The 14,758-nt window shown below is 73.0% G+C and carries 11 protein-coding genes and 1 pseudogene; 2 read left to right on the plus strand and 10 right to left on the minus strand.

From position 1 onward, the window contains the following. Window positions 1-24 precede the first annotated feature (24 nt). The 6 genes and pseudogenes from prpB to ACFWFR_RS10715 form a co-directional block, all read right to left on the minus strand. Complete coding sequence (prpB, locus tag ACFWFR_RS10690; protein ID WP_377615133.1) at window positions 25-918, minus strand: methylisocitrate lyase; 894 nt, start codon at window positions 916-918, stop codon at window positions 25-27. Between the two features lie 251 nt (window positions 919-1,169). Next, window positions 1,170-2,684 (minus strand): annotated as a pseudogene (locus tag ACFWFR_RS10695) (MmgE/PrpD family protein); the annotation flags it as partial. A 161-nt stretch (window positions 2,685-2,845) separates the two neighbouring features. Then, complete coding sequence (locus tag ACFWFR_RS10700; protein ID WP_191802189.1) at window positions 2,846-3,556, minus strand: GntR family transcriptional regulator; 711 nt, start codon at window positions 3,554-3,556, stop codon at window positions 2,846-2,848. A gap of 99 nt (window positions 3,557-3,655) precedes the next feature. Continuing rightward, the gene (locus tag ACFWFR_RS10705; protein WP_191802191.1) at window positions 3,656-4,363 is read right to left on the minus strand and encodes a DUF2625 family protein; all 708 of its coding nucleotides are present in this window, start codon (window positions 4,361-4,363) and stop codon (window positions 3,656-3,658) included. Between the two features lie 126 nt (window positions 4,364-4,489). Then, the gene (locus ACFWFR_RS10710) at window positions 4,490-5,392 is read right to left on the minus strand and encodes a formate/nitrite transporter family protein (protein ID WP_191802193.1); all 903 of its coding nucleotides are present in this window, start codon (window positions 5,390-5,392) and stop codon (window positions 4,490-4,492) included. Between the two features lie 82 nt (window positions 5,393-5,474). Then, complete coding sequence (locus ACFWFR_RS10715) at window positions 5,475-7,505, minus strand: cytochrome c biogenesis protein CcdA (protein ID WP_377622944.1); 2,031 nt, start codon at window positions 7,503-7,505, stop codon at window positions 5,475-5,477. A gap of 160 nt (window positions 7,506-7,665) precedes the next feature. Between ACFWFR_RS10715 and ACFWFR_RS10720 the strand changes: the two genes are divergently transcribed. Next, window positions 7,666-8,340 (plus strand): fasciclin domain-containing protein, encoded by a 675-nt coding sequence (locus ACFWFR_RS10720; protein ID WP_377615136.1) that lies wholly within the window; start codon window positions 7,666-7,668, stop codon window positions 8,338-8,340. A 179-nt stretch (window positions 8,341-8,519) separates the two neighbouring features. Here the strand turns inward: ACFWFR_RS10720 and ACFWFR_RS10725 are convergent, their stop codons facing one another. The 3 genes from ACFWFR_RS10725 to sigK form a co-directional block, all read right to left on the minus strand. Then, window positions 8,520-9,998: a hypothetical protein gene (locus tag ACFWFR_RS10725; RefSeq protein WP_377622945.1), complete on the minus strand. Its 1,479-nt coding sequence runs from the start codon at window positions 9,996-9,998 to the stop codon at window positions 8,520-8,522. 195 nt (window positions 9,999-10,193) lie between these two features. Next, complete coding sequence (locus ACFWFR_RS10730; RefSeq protein WP_377622946.1) at window positions 10,194-10,940, minus strand: anti-sigma factor domain-containing protein; 747 nt, start codon at window positions 10,938-10,940, stop codon at window positions 10,194-10,196. Between the two features lie 52 nt (window positions 10,941-10,992). Continuing rightward, window positions 10,993-11,568, minus strand: a complete 576-nt coding sequence (gene sigK / locus ACFWFR_RS10735; RefSeq protein ID WP_318244431.1) for an ECF RNA polymerase sigma factor SigK — start codon at window positions 11,566-11,568, stop codon at window positions 10,993-10,995. 153 nt (window positions 11,569-11,721) lie between these two features. Here sigK and ACFWFR_RS10740 point away from each other — a divergent pair, with 153 nt between their 5' ends. Next, the gene (locus tag ACFWFR_RS10740; RefSeq protein WP_377622947.1) at window positions 11,722-13,140 is read left to right on the plus strand and encodes a DUF4232 domain-containing protein; all 1,419 of its coding nucleotides are present in this window, start codon (window positions 11,722-11,724) and stop codon (window positions 13,138-13,140) included. Window positions 13,141-13,308: 168 nt separating this feature from the next. On the opposite strand, the gene ACFWFR_RS10745 is transcribed toward ACFWFR_RS10740, so the two are convergent. Beyond that, complete coding sequence (locus ACFWFR_RS10745) at window positions 13,309-14,409, minus strand: 3-deoxy-7-phosphoheptulonate synthase (protein WP_377622948.1); 1,101 nt, start codon at window positions 14,407-14,409, stop codon at window positions 13,309-13,311. Window positions 14,410-14,758: the final 349 nt, after the last annotated feature.

A 14,758-nucleotide genomic window follows, 5' to 3' on the forward strand; every position in this document is an offset into this window, starting at 1 on the left:
CGCCGGCTCCGACGACCGGCCGCCCTACGGCCGGTACGTGAAGATCTCGGTGTCGAAGTGGTTGTAGCCGGCGTAGTCCACCAGCTCGTACAGCCGTGCACGCGTCTGCATCTCGCCGACCACCCCGTCCTGCGTCCCGGTCTCCCGGATCACGTCCAGCGTGCGCTCCGCGGCCCCCATCGCGCTACGCAGGAGCGTCACGGGATAGATGACGATCTGCACACCGACGGCCGCGAGCTGGTCCCGCGTGAACAGCTCGGACTTGCCGAACTCGGTCATGTTGGCCAGCACGGGCACGTCGACCGCGGAGGCCACGGCCTCGAACTCCGCGAGGTCGCGCATGGCCTCGGGGAAGATCGCGTCCGCTCCGGCGTCGACCAGCGCCTTGGCCCGGTCGATCGCGACCGCCAACCCGTCGGACGCGCGCACGTCGGTGCGCGCCATGACGAGGAAGTTCGGGTCGCGCCGGGCGTCGACCGCGGCACGGATCCGCTTCGTGGCGGTCTCGAGGTCGACGGTCGCCTTGCCGTCGAGGTGCCCGCACCGCTTGGGGTTGACCTGGTCCTCGATGTGGCAGCCCGCGACGCCCGCGTCCTCGAGCGTCTGGATGGTGCGCGCGACGTTCATGGGTTCGCCGAAGCCCGTGTCGGCGTCGACGATCGCGGGAAGGTTCGTCATGCGCGCGATCTGCCCTGCACGGGTCGCGACCTCGGTGAGGGTCGTGAGGCCGATGTCCGGCAGGCCCAGGTCCGCCGAGATGACGGCCCCCGAGACGTACACCCCGTCGAAGCCCTTGTCCTCGATGAGGCGCGCCGAGAGCGGGTTGAACGCACCGGGGAGCTGGAGCAGCTCACCGGCCGCGAGCCGGGCGCGCAGCGCGGCCCGCTTGTCCGACGGCGTCACGTGCGAGTACAGCATCAGTTGCCTCCTGCGGGGGTCGGGTCGGCGGGAGCGCCCGGGGCGCCGGGCCCATCGGTGCCGGCAGCATCGGCCGAGCCGGGCACGTCGTCGGTCGCGTCGCGCATGGTCCAGGCGGCCGGGCCGTCCCCCGGCCCGGTCCCGGCCGGTTCGCCGCCCGCGCTGCCTGCGCCCGAGGCGCCGGTCGCCCCCGGGTGCGCGCCGGCGTCGGGCTCGCTCCCTGCCGCGCCCTGGGCGGGGCGCCCCAGCTCGAAGATGCCCGTGGGCACCGGGACCGTGTCCAGCAGACCCGGCCGCGCGACGAGCGAGAGCTCGCGCACCTCGGCGGGCGTGAGCGACGGGAGACGCTGCGCGAGGTCGAGGAAGCGCTCGATCTCTGCGGGCTCGAGCACACCGTCCGCGAGGAGCCGGAACTTGGCGACGTACTGCGCGCGGGCGAACGGGCGTGCGCCGAGCGGGTGCGCGTCGGCGACCGCGATCTCGCGGACGATGCGCCCGCCGTCGGCCAGCTCGATCTCGACGCGACCGCCGAACGCCTTCTCCGCGGGGTCGACCGAGTGGTAGCGGCGCGTCCACTCGGGGTCCTCGGCCGTCGTGACCTTGCCCCACAGCGCGACCGTGTCGGCGCGACCGGCGCGCTCGGGCGTGTAGGAGTCGACGTGGTGCCACCCGCCGTCCTGGAGCGCGACCGCGAAGATGTACGGGATGGAGTGGTCGAGCGTCTCGCGCGATGCGGCCGGGTCGTACTTCTGCGGGTCGTTCGCGCCCGAGCCGATCACGTGGTGCGTGTGGTGGCTCGTGTGGATCACGATGCTCGCGATGTTGTCCGGGTCCGCGAGCCACGGGTGCTCGGCGTGCAGCGCGCGCGCCAGGTCGATGAGCGCCTGCGACTGGTACTCCGCCGAGTGCTCCTTGGTGTACGTGTCGAGGATCGCGGTCTTGGGCTCACCGGGCGACGGGAGCACGACGTCGTAGCGCCCCTCCGGGCCGTCGAGCAGCCACGCGATCACGCCGTCCTCGCCCTCGTAGACGGGCTCGGGCGAGGTCTGCCCGCGCATGGCGCGGTCCACGGCCTCGACCGCGACCTTGCCCGCGAGGGCCGGGGCGTACGCCTTCCACGTCGAGATCTGCCCCTTGCGGGACTGCCGCGTCGCGGTCGTGGTGTGCAACGCCTGCCCGATCGCCTGGAAGATCGTCGTCGTGTCGAGCCCGAGCAGGGTCCCGATCCCGGCCGCTGCCGACGGGCCCAGGTGCGCGACGTGGTCGATCTTGTGGGCGTGCAGGCTGATGGCTCGCACCAGGTCCACCTGGATCTCGTAGCCCGTCGCGATGCCGCGCACGAGCGCCGCGCCGTCGCGGCCGGCGTGCTGGGCGACCGCGAGGATCGGCGGGATGTTGTCACCCGGGTGCGAGTACTCGGCCGCGAGGAACGTGTCGTGGTAGTCGAGCTCGCGGACCGCGACGCCGTTGGCCCAGGCTGCCCACTCGGGGCTCGTGCGCGTCACGAGCGGGGTCCCGAAGACCGTCGCACCGGGCTCGTACGGGTGCGCCAGGGCCTGACCGCGGGCTGCGACGGCGGGCGCGCGCGTGAGGCTCGCGGCCGCGACGGCCGCGTTGTCGATCACGCGGTTGACGATCATCTCGACGACCTCGGCCGGCACCTCGACCGGGTCGGTCGCGAGCTCGGCGAGCTTCCACGCGAGCTGGTCGGTGCGGGCGAGGTTCTCCGCGGACCGGTGCGTCCGCAGGTGGTGGGTCGTGGGCATCGGTGCCTCCGGTGGTCGGGTGCGTCGGTTTCGTCGGGTGCGTTCGTACGTCGGCGAGGGGCGGCTCTTGCCGCGGTGCGCGGGGCCCTGCCTGCCCGGCGGCGCCGCACGGGCCGAGGGGTCCGGTGGCGGTCGGCGGGGGCCGGGTGCGGCGCGCGCCGTCAGCCGGGCGGCGGGGGTGGCGGCTCCCCGAGCGCCTTGGCCGCCATCGCCGCGCTGCGCTCGATGTGCTCGCGCATGGCGCGCTCGGCCGCGTCCGGGTCTCCGCTCGCAATGGCGCGGGCGACCTCGCGGTGCTCGTCCACGTGGTCGGTCGTCCCGACGCGTTCGCGGGCGGACAGCGAGCGGTAGCGGTCGACGTGCCCGCGGATCTGGCGCAGCAGCTCCGAGCACCAGCGGTTGTCGGCCAGGGCCTCGATCTGGCCGTGGAACTGGGCGCCGATGCGCAGCACCTCGTCCTCGTGGTCGCGCACGGCGTCCATGAGCGACACGAGGCGAGCGAGCTGCTGGACGTCGGCAGGCCGTGCCCGCTCGCACGCGTCCCGGGCGAGCAGGCCCTCGAGACGAGCACGGACGTCGTAGACGCGGTGGAGGTCGGTGACCGCGAGCGGCGCGACACGCACTCCCCCGGTGGGCTGCTCGACGACGAGGGCCTCGGCCTGGAGGAGGCGCAGGGCCTCGCGGACGGGCGTGCGGCTGACGCCGAGCCGGGCCGAGAGGACGGGCTCGGTGAGCCGTTCGTCGGCCGCGAGCGAGCCGTCGATGATGCGCTGCCGCAAGAGGTCGTAGACGGCGCGGGCACCCGACTGGCGGCGGACGGCGGCGAGGGGCTCGTCGCGCGACGGGGACGACGTCGTCGGGGCGCTGGTCATGCGGCCATCGTGCCACAGGCTCTGCGTACTTGTATACAACTTGGCCGTAGAGGTTACCCAGGGACTTCTCTCTCGGTGGGCCGGACCTCCGCCGGCGGCCTAGCACCCCTCGGAGGGCGGGTCACCGCCCAGGAGGCCGTCACCCAGCGGGGACATGCGATCGGCCATCTCCTGGTGCCACACCGCGAGCCCCTCGAGCACCACGGCGTGCCGCTCGACCTGGTGCCCCGAGACCGCCCCGGACCACAGGGGCGGGTAGACGCTCAGCCCCGTGCCCGGTGGCAGGTCCTCGATGTCGAGCTCCCACCCGGGCCAGCGCAGGTCGGCCACGTACTCGGCGAGCCCACCGCTGACCGCCCACTCGGTGAACGCTCCCTGGCCGAACCCCAGGCAGTGCCACTCGAGGGTGTCAGGCGCGAAGTAGTGCACGTCCCCGAGCGGGCCGGGCAGGCCGCCGCCGTTGACCGCGAACGTCCCGCCCAGGACGTCGAACGCGACGACGAGCTTCTGGGGCGCGACCGCCCCCTCCTCCGGGGCGCCCAGGCCGTTGATCGTGGCGAGGTCGGGGAGCCCGTACCCACCTCCGCCGAGGAGCCGGAGCCACCCGTGGTCCACCAGGACGCCGCCGGTGTAGAGCGCCAGCGCGCCGAGCGTCGAGCGCGTCGTGATCTGGAGTCGGTACAGGACCTCGGGCGCCCACTCGGGCGGCGCGAGGACCTCGACCCCGGGCCGCTGGAACATCCGCGCGAGCGTGGGCCACGCAGGATCGTCGACCTGCGTGAGATCCGAGACCGTCCTGATGCCCATGACCGGGGATCATGCCACGTCCTGCAGTGAATTCCGACACGTCGCGAAGCATCCGATACCGGATTCTCCCCATCTGCGCATCTTCTCCGTGATCACGGAGGCGCGATCCCCGGAATCCCGGGGCAACTAGACCTCGCGATACGTCCGGTCCGTGAGACGAGCCGACGGGTCGAGCGCCAGGGCAGGCCCACCCTCCACGGCCTCGTCCACCCCGTGGAGCGGGCCCGAGACCGCACCGGCGTCCGGCGCCGCGGGCTGCCGGCGTCCGGCCACGGCCGCGTACCCGAGGCCCACCACGACCGCTCCCCCGACCAGGTTGCCGAGCCCGACGAACAGGAGGTTCCGTCCGAACTGTCCCCACGTCGTCATCATCTCGGGGCTGAAGAGACCGATGCTGAACGTCGTCATGTTGGCGACCACGTGCTCGAACCCCGAGGAGATGAACGCGAAGATCGCCCAGAAGATGACGATGGCCTTGCCGGCCTCCGACCGGAGCCGACCGCACGCCCAGATCGCGGCGCACACCAGGACGTTGCACAGCACGCCCCGGAAGAAGAGCTGCCCGCCGGTCTCGTGGGCCTTGCCCGCGAGCATCGACGCGATCATCTCGCCCGCGGCCGCGTTGGTGTGCAGGACTCCCGACTGCACGACCATCCAACCGAACAGCATGGACCCGAGCAGGTTCCCGCCGAAGCAGAACAGCAACGTCCCGACGGCGGAGCGCACCGGGATCGTCCGCGTCACCGCTCCCTGGGTCAGGATCATCATGGCCGACGTGCTGAGCTCGGCCCCCGCGAACACGACCAGGGTCAGCGCGACCGAGAAGACGCCGCCGGCCACGAGGCGCTCGGCCGGCGCCCCGGCGGCGAGGAACGGCCCGGCCGTGGCGACCATGAGGACCACGCCCACGCCGATGTAGGCCCCCGCGAGCATCGCTGCCACCAGGTAGCGCCAGGGGTGCCGGGTTCCCTCGACCTTGGTGCGAGCTGCACGGGACTGCTCGGACAGGTTCTCGGTGAGGGTCAGCACCCTTCGATGATCCGCCCGTTCCATCTATGCACCCCCGGAGGGTCGGCAGGTGGACCAGGTGGTCTCAGGCCCGACGCCGCCCCTACCCGAACGTGAACGTGAAGACCTGCATGCCCGCCGGGACCTCGAGCTCGACCGCCCCCTCGCTCGGCGCGTCCCCCTCGATCACCGGGTAGAGCGTCGGGTTCCCCGTGACCTCGACGTCCCGCCGCTCGACGACCTTCCCGTCCGCGTCGCGGACCGTCGCCACGACCGTGCCCTCGCCGCCCAGGACGGTGAAGACGTCGGTGCCCCGGTAGGCCAGCCGCACGCGGGCCCCGTCGGACACCGCGGTCGCTCCTTGGAAGTCGACGGCCCACGTGCCGCCCAGCGAGAACGTGTCGGGTGCCTGGTCCTGGGCGAGCGTGAAGGCCTGCTCCCCCGCGGCGTAGCGCGGCTCTCCCGCGTAGTTGCCGACCTTGCCGACCGAGAGGTAGGTCTCGGGGGTCGTCGCCCCGTCAGGAGTCCCGTCCTCGACCGAGGTCGCGCCCGGCAGGCGCACGCCCGGGTTCGCGTCCGCGAGCAGCTCGCGAATCAGCGCCTCGGTGTCCTCGTACCCGCCCTCGCCGAACCGGATGTGCCGCACGGTCCCGTCGGCGTCGACCAGGTACTGCGCGGGCCAGTAGCGGTTGCGGTACGCGGTCCAGGTCGCGTAGGAGTTGTCCTGCGCGACCGGGTAGGTCACGCCCAGGTCGTCGGCCCCCGCGACGACGTTGCGCGTCTCGCGCTCGAACGCGAACTCCGGCGTGTGCACCCCGATGACCTCGAACCCCTCGCCCACGTCCTTGTACTGCTCGTACCAGGCGTCGACGTGCGGGATCGCGCGCTGGCAGTTGATGCAGGAGTAGGCCCAGAAGTCGACGAGGACGACCTTGCCCCGCAGGTCGTCGAGCACGAGCGGCTGGTCGCCGGGGGTGTTGAACCACGTGTCGATCCCGCGCAGCGCGGGGGCCGGGCCGCAGTCCTCGAGCTCGGGCGCACCGTTCGAGCAGCTCGACAGCCCACGGTTCTCGTCCGTGACGATCCCGCCGAGGTCGAGCGCCTCGCGCACCGTCCCGGACGCGTCGACGCGCTCCTGGAGGCTGCCCGTGTAGTCGGGCAGCGCGCGCTGGAGGTAGGCGGGCAGGTTGAACGCGAGCCCGACGGCGAGCGCGATCATGACCACGCCGCCCGCCACGCGGATCCCGCGCGTGTGACGCTGGAACGCCTTGACCCGCTCGGCCACCCGACGTCCCGCGAGCGCGAAGACCAGCAGCGGGAGCGCGGCACCCACCGCGAACGACACCGTGAGGGCGACCGTCTCCGGTCCGATGTTCCCTGTCGCGCCCGCGACCGTGATGGCCGCGAGGACCGGTCCCGCGCACGGGACGTACAGGACTCCGAGGCCCAGGCCCATCACGAACGCCCCGCGGTCCTGGCTGCGCGTCCCTCGTCGCGCACCGAGCGCCGCGATCCTCTGGAACGGTCGTTCGAGCACCTCCTCGAACCGCGGCACGATCATGCCCACGCCGATCACCGCGAGCAGCGTCAGCCCCACCCAGCGCAGGAGGTCCTGCGGCAGGCCGAGCGCCCCGAGGAGCAGCGAGCCGAGCAGGGTGAACACGCTGAAGCTCACGACGAGGCCCGCGATCACGAGGTACGGGCGCCACGAGCGACGAGCGCCCCGGCCCGCGGCGCCCTGGGCGTCCGCGCCGCCCCCGGCCCGACGGCGCCGCTCGCCGTCCGCCGGCGGGGAGACGTCCGCCGTGGCCGGGTTCGACGGCGCACCCGGTGCCCGGGAGGCAGGCGGACGGACGGCCGTGACCACCTGTCCGCGCGCCCCCACCGTCACTGCGCCCGGAGCGCCGGCGAAGAGCGCGGCGGTCGGGGCGCTGGGCGTGGCCTCCGCCGAGGGTGACCGGACCGCGGTGGTGGCTCCGTCGTCGGGCACGGTGGGCACAGCGGGTGCGGCCGCGCCCTCGCGGGCCCCCTGCACACCGCCGGCGAAGAAGATCACGGGGAGCATCGGGAGGATGCACGGCGAGATGCCGGTGATGAGGCCACCGATCAGGCCGATGAGCACGAGGGTTTCCATGGCCGGGGTTCGGCGCAGCGGCCCGCACGGATGGGTGGGCGGGACGTCGTGCCCCTGCGCACACCGCGCCGGAGTTCCGACCCATCCGACCGGGAACCGGCTCCGAACCTCCTCCGAGACGCCCCGCACCTGACGGGGCGACGACAACGAGGAGAGACCGATGAACGTTCGAACCCGTACCTCGTACGCCGTGGTCGGTGCAGCGACCCTGGCGATCCTTGGCCTGTCGGCCTGCAGCTCCGACACCGGCTCGGGCAGCGACGACACGTCGAGCGCGGCCGAGACGACGACGCCCGGCGACGACATGTCCGAGGACGCCATGACCCCCGAGGTCGACCCGGCAGCCAACCTCGTCGGCCCCGGCTGTGCCGCCTACGCCGAGCAGGTCCCCGACGGCGCGGGCTCCGTCACGGGCATGTCGACCGACCCCGTCGCGGTCGCGGCGTCCAACAACCCGCTGCTCACGACCCTCACGGCCGCGGTGAGCGGGCAGCTCAACCCCGACGTGAACCTGGTCGACACCCTCAACGGCGGCGAGTTCACGGTGTTCGCGCCCGTCGACGACGCCTTCGCCAAGATCGACCCGGCGACCATCGAGAGCCTCAAGACCGACTCCGACACGCTGACCAAGATCCTCACCTACCACGTGGTCCCCGGACAGCTGACCCCGGACCAGGTCGTCGGCGAGCACGAGACCGTCGAGGGCGGGACCGTGACCGTCACGGGCTCGGGCGACGACCTCAAGGTCGACGACGCCTCGGTGATCTGCGGCGGTGTCATGACCCAGAACGCCACGGTCTACCTGATCGACACGGTCCTCATGCCGACCATGTGACCCCCCGACGCCGACCGTCGCGGTTGTCCCCGTGCCGCGGCGGCCGGCCCACCAGGAGATGCACGGGGACACGGACGAGGAGCCGGTCGCTCCGGACGGGATGCCCCGAGCGACCGGCTCCTCTCGTGCGCCCGGCCCTCAGGGGCGGACGGTCGTGCTGCGGTTCAGCGCGTCAGCGGTCAGCCGTTCGCCCTGCGACGCGCCCACACGAGCGCAGCGCCGCCACCGACGAGCAGGAGCGCGAGGAACCCGGCTGCTCCGGCCGTGGCTCCCGTCGCGGCGAGCGACGGACCGCTCGGCGCCTCGGCGCTCACGGGACCGGGTGCCGCAGCGACCGGCGGGTTGGCGCACGACGCCGTGCCCTCCGGGTAGCGGACCGTCGTGGAGTAGTCGGGGTTGACCTGGAACAGGACCTCGACGTCCGAGCGCGTCCACGCGAAGTTGCCGTCGGTCTCGACGTAGGTGCCGTCGGACTGACGCTCCCAGCCGGGCCAGGCACGGGGCTCGTCCGCGGAGGCACCCGGCCACAGGATCCTGCCGTCGAGAGGCAGCCCCTCGACCGTGTAGTCCTCACCCTCGCCGGGGTTCAGGAACGTGATGCTCAGGGGGCGGTCGCTGTCGGCCTCGTACCCCTCCGGCAGGAAGACCTCGTAGCCGAGGTAGGGCGTGTCGGCCTCGCAGACCGCGCCAATCTCACCGGGCGTCAGGACGCACTCCTGCGCGCCGAGCTCCGGGTCGATCAGGAACGACGCGCTCCTGCCGTCCTTGGCGAGCACGTACCCCGCGGACTCACCCAGAGCGACGCCGTCCCCGGCGTGCGCGACGATCGCGCCGTCGGTCCGCGCGTAGCTGATCTGCTCGGTGCTCTCGGGCAGGACGAAGCGCTCGTCGTCGGTGCCGCAGACCTCGAGGATCGTCGGTGCGACCGGGGGCACGAACGTCAGGGACGGCTCCTCGGGCTCCGGCGCGACAGGCGTCTCCGGCTCGGCCGGGGGCACGGTCTCCTCGGCGCACTCCGGGACCTCGACGAGGTCGTCGAGGTCGTGGTGCTTGGAGCCGGTCAGGACCCCGCCCAGCGCGGACTTCGGCGGAGTGATGGTCTCGGGCCAGACGAACGTCCCGTCCTGACGGATCCTGTCCTGCTGGACCGCCCACCCGTCCCCGCAGACCTCCCGCGGGAGGTCGGACGGGAAGGTGGTGTACCACTCGGTCCCCGGCTTGTGGTCGACGAGCGTCTGGGGTCCGGAGTTCTCCCATGCGGCAGGCTTCGCGGGGTCGTTCTTCTTGTAGACGTAGATGCCCACCTCGTTGCCCGACGTGGGTGCGGAGACGCACGGCGTGGTCTTTCCCTGCTGCGCGAAGTCGTACTTCTTGCCGTCCGAGGCACGCACGACGATCTCCCACGAGTGGGCGACCGACGAGTCGGGGAACGCGTAGGAGGTCGAGTACGAGCGCTGGAACGTCTCGTCCTTGACGACCTTTCCGTCGACCTTCACGGTGACGGTGTTGTCCTTGGCGGAGTAGGCCTTGAGCGAGAGGTCGAGGCCCGTGCAGGTCGCGGAGACCTGCGGGGTGTGGGCAGAGGCGGGGGCCGCGGTGGCGACCAGTCCGCCGAGGGCGAGCAGCGAGGCTGCCGTGCTCGCCAGGAGCTTCTTCACGGGTGGTGGATTCCTTCCGGGGTGATGCCGAGATGCGACGTCGCACGCACGACACGGGGTGGGAACGTGTCGTATTGCATCACCAATACCCAGACTTTGACAAACCCCGACATATATCCGGAATCGGACCAAGGAATTACCCGAGCGCGGGCATTCAGGCAGGATCTCAGCCTCAGAAATATCCGAGATCGAGCATCAGGTCTCGAGGACCACCAAGGGGTCGCTCGTCGGCTGCGGAGATCCCCCGGCGGGCTCGAGCGTCACCGCGACCCCCGCACTCCCGGCCGCATCGACGAGCAGGGCCGCCGAGCCGTCCCGGGCGTCGAACACCCCGGCCGAGACCATGCCCTCCCCCTCGACGAGCCAGAGCTGGTAGTCCTCGGCGGCACCCGCCTGCGGCAGGTCCGTGACGGAGAACAGCACCCGGTCACCCGAGACGAGCGCGCTCGCGTCCCCGCCTCCGACCATCTCGCCCCGGACGATCTCCGCCGCCGGGTCGGCGAGCATCGAGGCGACCGCGTCGGCCTGCGTCTGGAGCCGGACCTGCTCCTGGCGAGCCTGGACGGCAAGCGTCGTCGGGACCGCTACGGCCGCGACCGCGGCGGCGACCGCGGCCACGACGACCCACCGCCGGGGAGCGCGCGCCGGGCCCCCTGGGCGTGCGTCTCCGCGGCCTGCCCCGGGGGCCGCGACCTGCGGCGTCGACGCGACGCGCCCGAGCACCGCGTCCCGGAGCGAGGCAGGTGGGTCCGCGTCGACCGTGAACGCCGCGACCACCGCGTGGTGCTCGTCGAGCTCGCGGCGCGCGTCGGCGTCGGAGGCCAGCAGCCGTTCGACCACGCGGCGGTCCAGGTCGTCGACCGCGTCGAGCGCGTAGGCGGCGAGCAGGTCGCGCGGGTCGTCCGTGCGCGGACCTTCTCCGTCGGCGACCGGTCCGTCCACGCCACCACGCGACGTGGAAGAGCGCCCGGTGTCGCGGCCGTCGCCGGTGTCGTCAACCACGGTTCACCCCCAGGCAGTCGCGCAGGCGGACGAGCCCGTCACGGATCCTCGACTTCACGGTCGGCACGGCCGCACCCAGCTCGAGCGCGACCTCGCGATACGTCAGACCGCCGAAGTAGGCCCGGACGACCGACTCGCGCTGGGTCTCGGTCAGGCTCCCGAGGCACCGGCGCACGGCAGCCGACTCGAGCAGCTGCTCGACCTCCTCGGCGACGACGTCGTGGCCTCCCCCGGCGAACCTGCCGTCGACGTCCTTCTGGTCCCGGACCCGGCGGGACTGCTCGGCCCGCACCCGGTCCACCGCTCGCCGTCGGGCCATCGTGACGACCCAGGTCCGGGCCGAACCCCGGGAGGCGTCGAAACGCACCGCCGTCTGCCACACCTCGATCATCACCTCCTGGGTCACCTCGGCCGCGTGGTCGTGGTCGCGCAGCACGCCCAGGGCCGTGCCGAACACGGCCGGCGCCAGGGCGTCGTACACCGGCGCGAACGCAGCCGGATCACCCTCGGCGCACGCGGCGAGCGCGGCATCGAGAGCATCGGGCTCGCTCGTCCTCACGGGTGGCACCCGACCAGTCTGCCCCAGGCTCCCCACCGCGGCGCACGGGCGGGACGTCCGCGGGTGCACAGCATCCGCGACGGCTGAGGCACCCATGGTTCGTCGCGGACGGGGTCGCGGATGGGTCGCCGGCCGGTCGGAGGCTGCCGCTACCCTCACGGGGTGACCGAGACGCCGCAGACCGCCCGGCTCCATCCCCTCTACGTCGTCGTGGGCGTGCTCTTCGTGGCGCTCGTCGCGCTCGCGCTCTGGGCGACCGCACGCGGAGACGACCAGGCGGCCGGGCAGGGGGACGAGCGCGAGGCCCCTGCCGACCCGGCCACGTCGCAGGACGCCACGATCCGCGAGGACGTCGAGCGCGACCTCGGGGCGATCGAGGGGGTCGAGTCCGCGACGGTCGAGGTGCTCGACGAGGACCTTCTCGAGGGCCTTCCCGAGCACGTCCCGGCACCCGCCGCCTCGGTGACGGTCGACCTCGAGAGCTTCCGGACCCCCGAGGACGCGCAGGCGACCGTCGACGCCGTCTACGGCGTCCTCACCACCTCGGGGCTCAGCGGCTCACCCACGCTCACCGTGGTCGACACGCTGCCGGGCACCGCGGCGACGATGAGGCTCGAACCCACCGGCCCGGGAGACAGGTCGGTCCACGACGGCGTGGCGTTCCTCGACGCGGGAGCGACCGCGGTCCACCTCACGGCCGACAACGCGGCGGTCACCGGCCGTGAGCCCGCCGCCCTCCCCGGGCTGGCCGAGGTCGCGGGCACCCTCGCGCGGCCGCTGAACTCCCTCTCGACCGACGGCTACGGCGCGATGTACACCTCGAGCGTCGACCCCGTACCGCCGCCGCTGCCCGCCGTCCAGCTCCTCGCCGAGGCCGGGTCGCGCGACGAGACGACCCAGGCCGTCTACGAGGTCAGGTCGCCCACGGGGAACCCCGTGCCGCTGCTCACGGTCTACGTCGAGGGCCCGCCGACGCCCGTCGCGGACTGGTTGCGCGCCTCGGGCCAGGCAGACCTCCTGGGCAGCGCGATCGCCTTCACCGTCTACGGCAGCGAGACCTCCGAGTCCGGGTTCGTCTCGGACCGCGAGCTCGTGAGCACGGACCCCGCGGGAGACGAGGCCGACGCCGCGGCCGCAGCCGCCGACGGGATCCCGCCCTGCACCGGGCCGGACCTTCGCGCAGGGGTGACCGGGTTCGACGCCGCCGCCGGGTCACGCTTCCTCACCGTCACCGCGGAGAACGTCTCCGACGCCCCGTGCTCGCTCGACGGACGCCCCGGGCTGAGCTTCCTGCGCGCCTCGGGCACCGTCCCGGACGTCCTGGCCGAACCGGAGGTCCCCGGGCAGAGCCCGGTGCGGGTCGTCGTGCCGCCGGGCGGCGTCGCGACGTCCCAGCTCCGGTGGGGCGCCATGTCGACGGCCAACGACCCCGACCAGACGACGAGCGTCCTCGTCACGACCGTGCCCGGCGCCGAGGTGACCCGCCTTCGCGTGACGGACGTCCCGGGCGCCGACTCGGGCGTCGACATCCTCGAGGGCGCTCGCGTCGTGGTCGGCGACTGGGTCCGCGCCGCGTCCTGACCGGGGACGGTCGCGCACCGGCCCACCCACCGCTCGCGGCCCGGGCCCAGCGCCCCGCACCCGCGCGACTGCTCGCACCCGGGCTCGGTCGCCCGGCCGCAGCACGCACGACGGCCGCCCTCCCCCGCAGGGAGAGCGGCCGTCAGCCGAGCCGAGAAGTACCGGGACTCAGAGCGCCCGGCGTGCCCGCACCGACTCGGCCAGCTCGCCGAGCAGCTCGGCCGTGGTGTCCCAGTCGATGCACTTGTCCGTCACGGACTGCCCGTAGACGAGCCCGCGCGGAGCCGGCGCCTGCGCCCCGGCCACGATGAAGCTCTCCATCATGAGCCCCGTGATCCCGGCCTCGCCCTCGGCGATGCGCGTCGCGACCTCGCGCACGACCTCGGCCTGACGCACGTGGTCCTTGCCCGAGTTGCCGTGGCTCGCGTCGATCACCAGGCCGTGCTCGACGGCCCCGCCCAGACCCGAGGCCGCGGCCACGCGCAGGGCGGACGCGACGTCGTCGGGCCCGTAGTTGGGGCCGCTGCGGCCACCGCGCAGGATGATGTGGCAGTCCGGGTTGCCCGCGGTCTCGACCGCGGCCGCCCGGCCCGCGCCGTCCGTGCCGAAGAACGTGTGCTCGCTCGCCGCGGTGATGCAGCCGTCGACCGCGATCTGGATGTCGCCGTCGGTCGCGTTCTTGAAGCCGACGGGCATCGACAGGCCCGACGCGAGCTGGCGGTGCACCTGGCTCTCGACGTTGCGCGCGCCGATCGCGCCCCACGAGACGGCGTCCGCGATGTACTGCGGGCTCGTGGGCTCGAGGAACTCGGTCGCCGCGGGGACACCCGCGTCGAGGACGCCGAGCAGGACCTCGCGCGCCAGGTGCAGACCACGGTTGACGTCGTGCGTGCCGTCGAGGTCCGGGTCGTTGATGAGGCCCTTCCAGCCGACCGTCGTGCGCGGCTTCTCGAAGTACACGCGCATGACGATCGCGAGGTCCTCCGACAGGTCCTTGGCCACGGCCGCGAGGCGGTGCGCGTAGTCGAGGGCCGCCTCGGGGTCGTGGACCGAGCACGGGCCGACGATCACGAGCAGACGGTCGTCGTCCCCCGCCAGGACGTCCCGGATCTCGCGGCGCGACTGGGTGACCAGGTCACCGCGCGCCGTGCCGAGGGGAAGCTCGGCGAGCATGTCGACGGGGGCGGGCAGCGGGTCGAGGGCGCGGATGCGCAGGTCGCTCGTGGGCGCCTGCAGCTCGTACTCGGGGTGAGAGGTCACGCCTTCCATGGTGTCACCTGCGCCGGTGGCGGAGGTGACCGTCTCGGGGTGACGTTCGTCGACGGTCTCGGCAGAGACGGTGGTCGAGGTCGTGGCGGTCATGCGAGGGCTCCTGATCTGAAGGTGACTCAGACGGAGCCGTGCGGCCTGCTCTGTGTCCGGAGTCGGCCCGTCTGAATGACGAAGGGCCCGGACGCGGTCTGCGTCCAAGGCCCTGTGCTGGCTCCGGGGAAGGTTGGTCAGGCGAACGCCCGCTCGGCCCCTCCAGGAGCCAGCGTAAAGCGCCAATACCAACGAACCGTGTTCACCGGACGACCGTAGCACAGCGGTTTTGGTGCCCCACGGGGCCGTCTCAGAC

Origin of the sequence: Oerskovia sp. NPDC060287 (genome assembly GCF_042726775.1) — a bacterium.
In the GTDB taxonomy this organism is placed as follows: domain Bacteria; phylum Actinomycetota; class Actinomycetes; order Actinomycetales; family Cellulomonadaceae; genus Oerskovia; species Oerskovia merdavium.

Excerpts from the sequence above, each read along its gene's own strand:
- prpB (WP_377615133.1), bottom strand. The coding sequence starts at position 918 with ATGCTGTACTCGCACGTGACGCCGTCGGACAAGCGGGCCGCGCTGCGC.
- ACFWFR_RS10700 (WP_191802189.1), bottom strand. The coding sequence starts at position 3,556 with ATGACCAGCGCCCCGACGACGTCGTCCCCGTCGCGCGACGAGCCCCTC.
- ACFWFR_RS10705 (WP_191802191.1), bottom strand. The coding sequence starts at position 4,363 with ATGGGCATCAGGACGGTCTCGGATCTCACGCAGGTCGACGATCCTGCG.
- ACFWFR_RS10715 (WP_377622944.1), bottom strand. The coding sequence starts at position 7,505 with ATGGAAACCCTCGTGCTCATCGGCCTGATCGGTGGCCTCATCACCGGC.
- ACFWFR_RS10720 (WP_377615136.1), top strand. The coding sequence starts at position 7,666 with ATGAACGTTCGAACCCGTACCTCGTACGCCGTGGTCGGTGCAGCGACC.
- ACFWFR_RS10745 (WP_377622948.1), bottom strand. The coding sequence starts at position 14,409 with ATGGAAGGCGTGACCTCTCACCCCGAGTACGAGCTGCAGGCGCCCACG.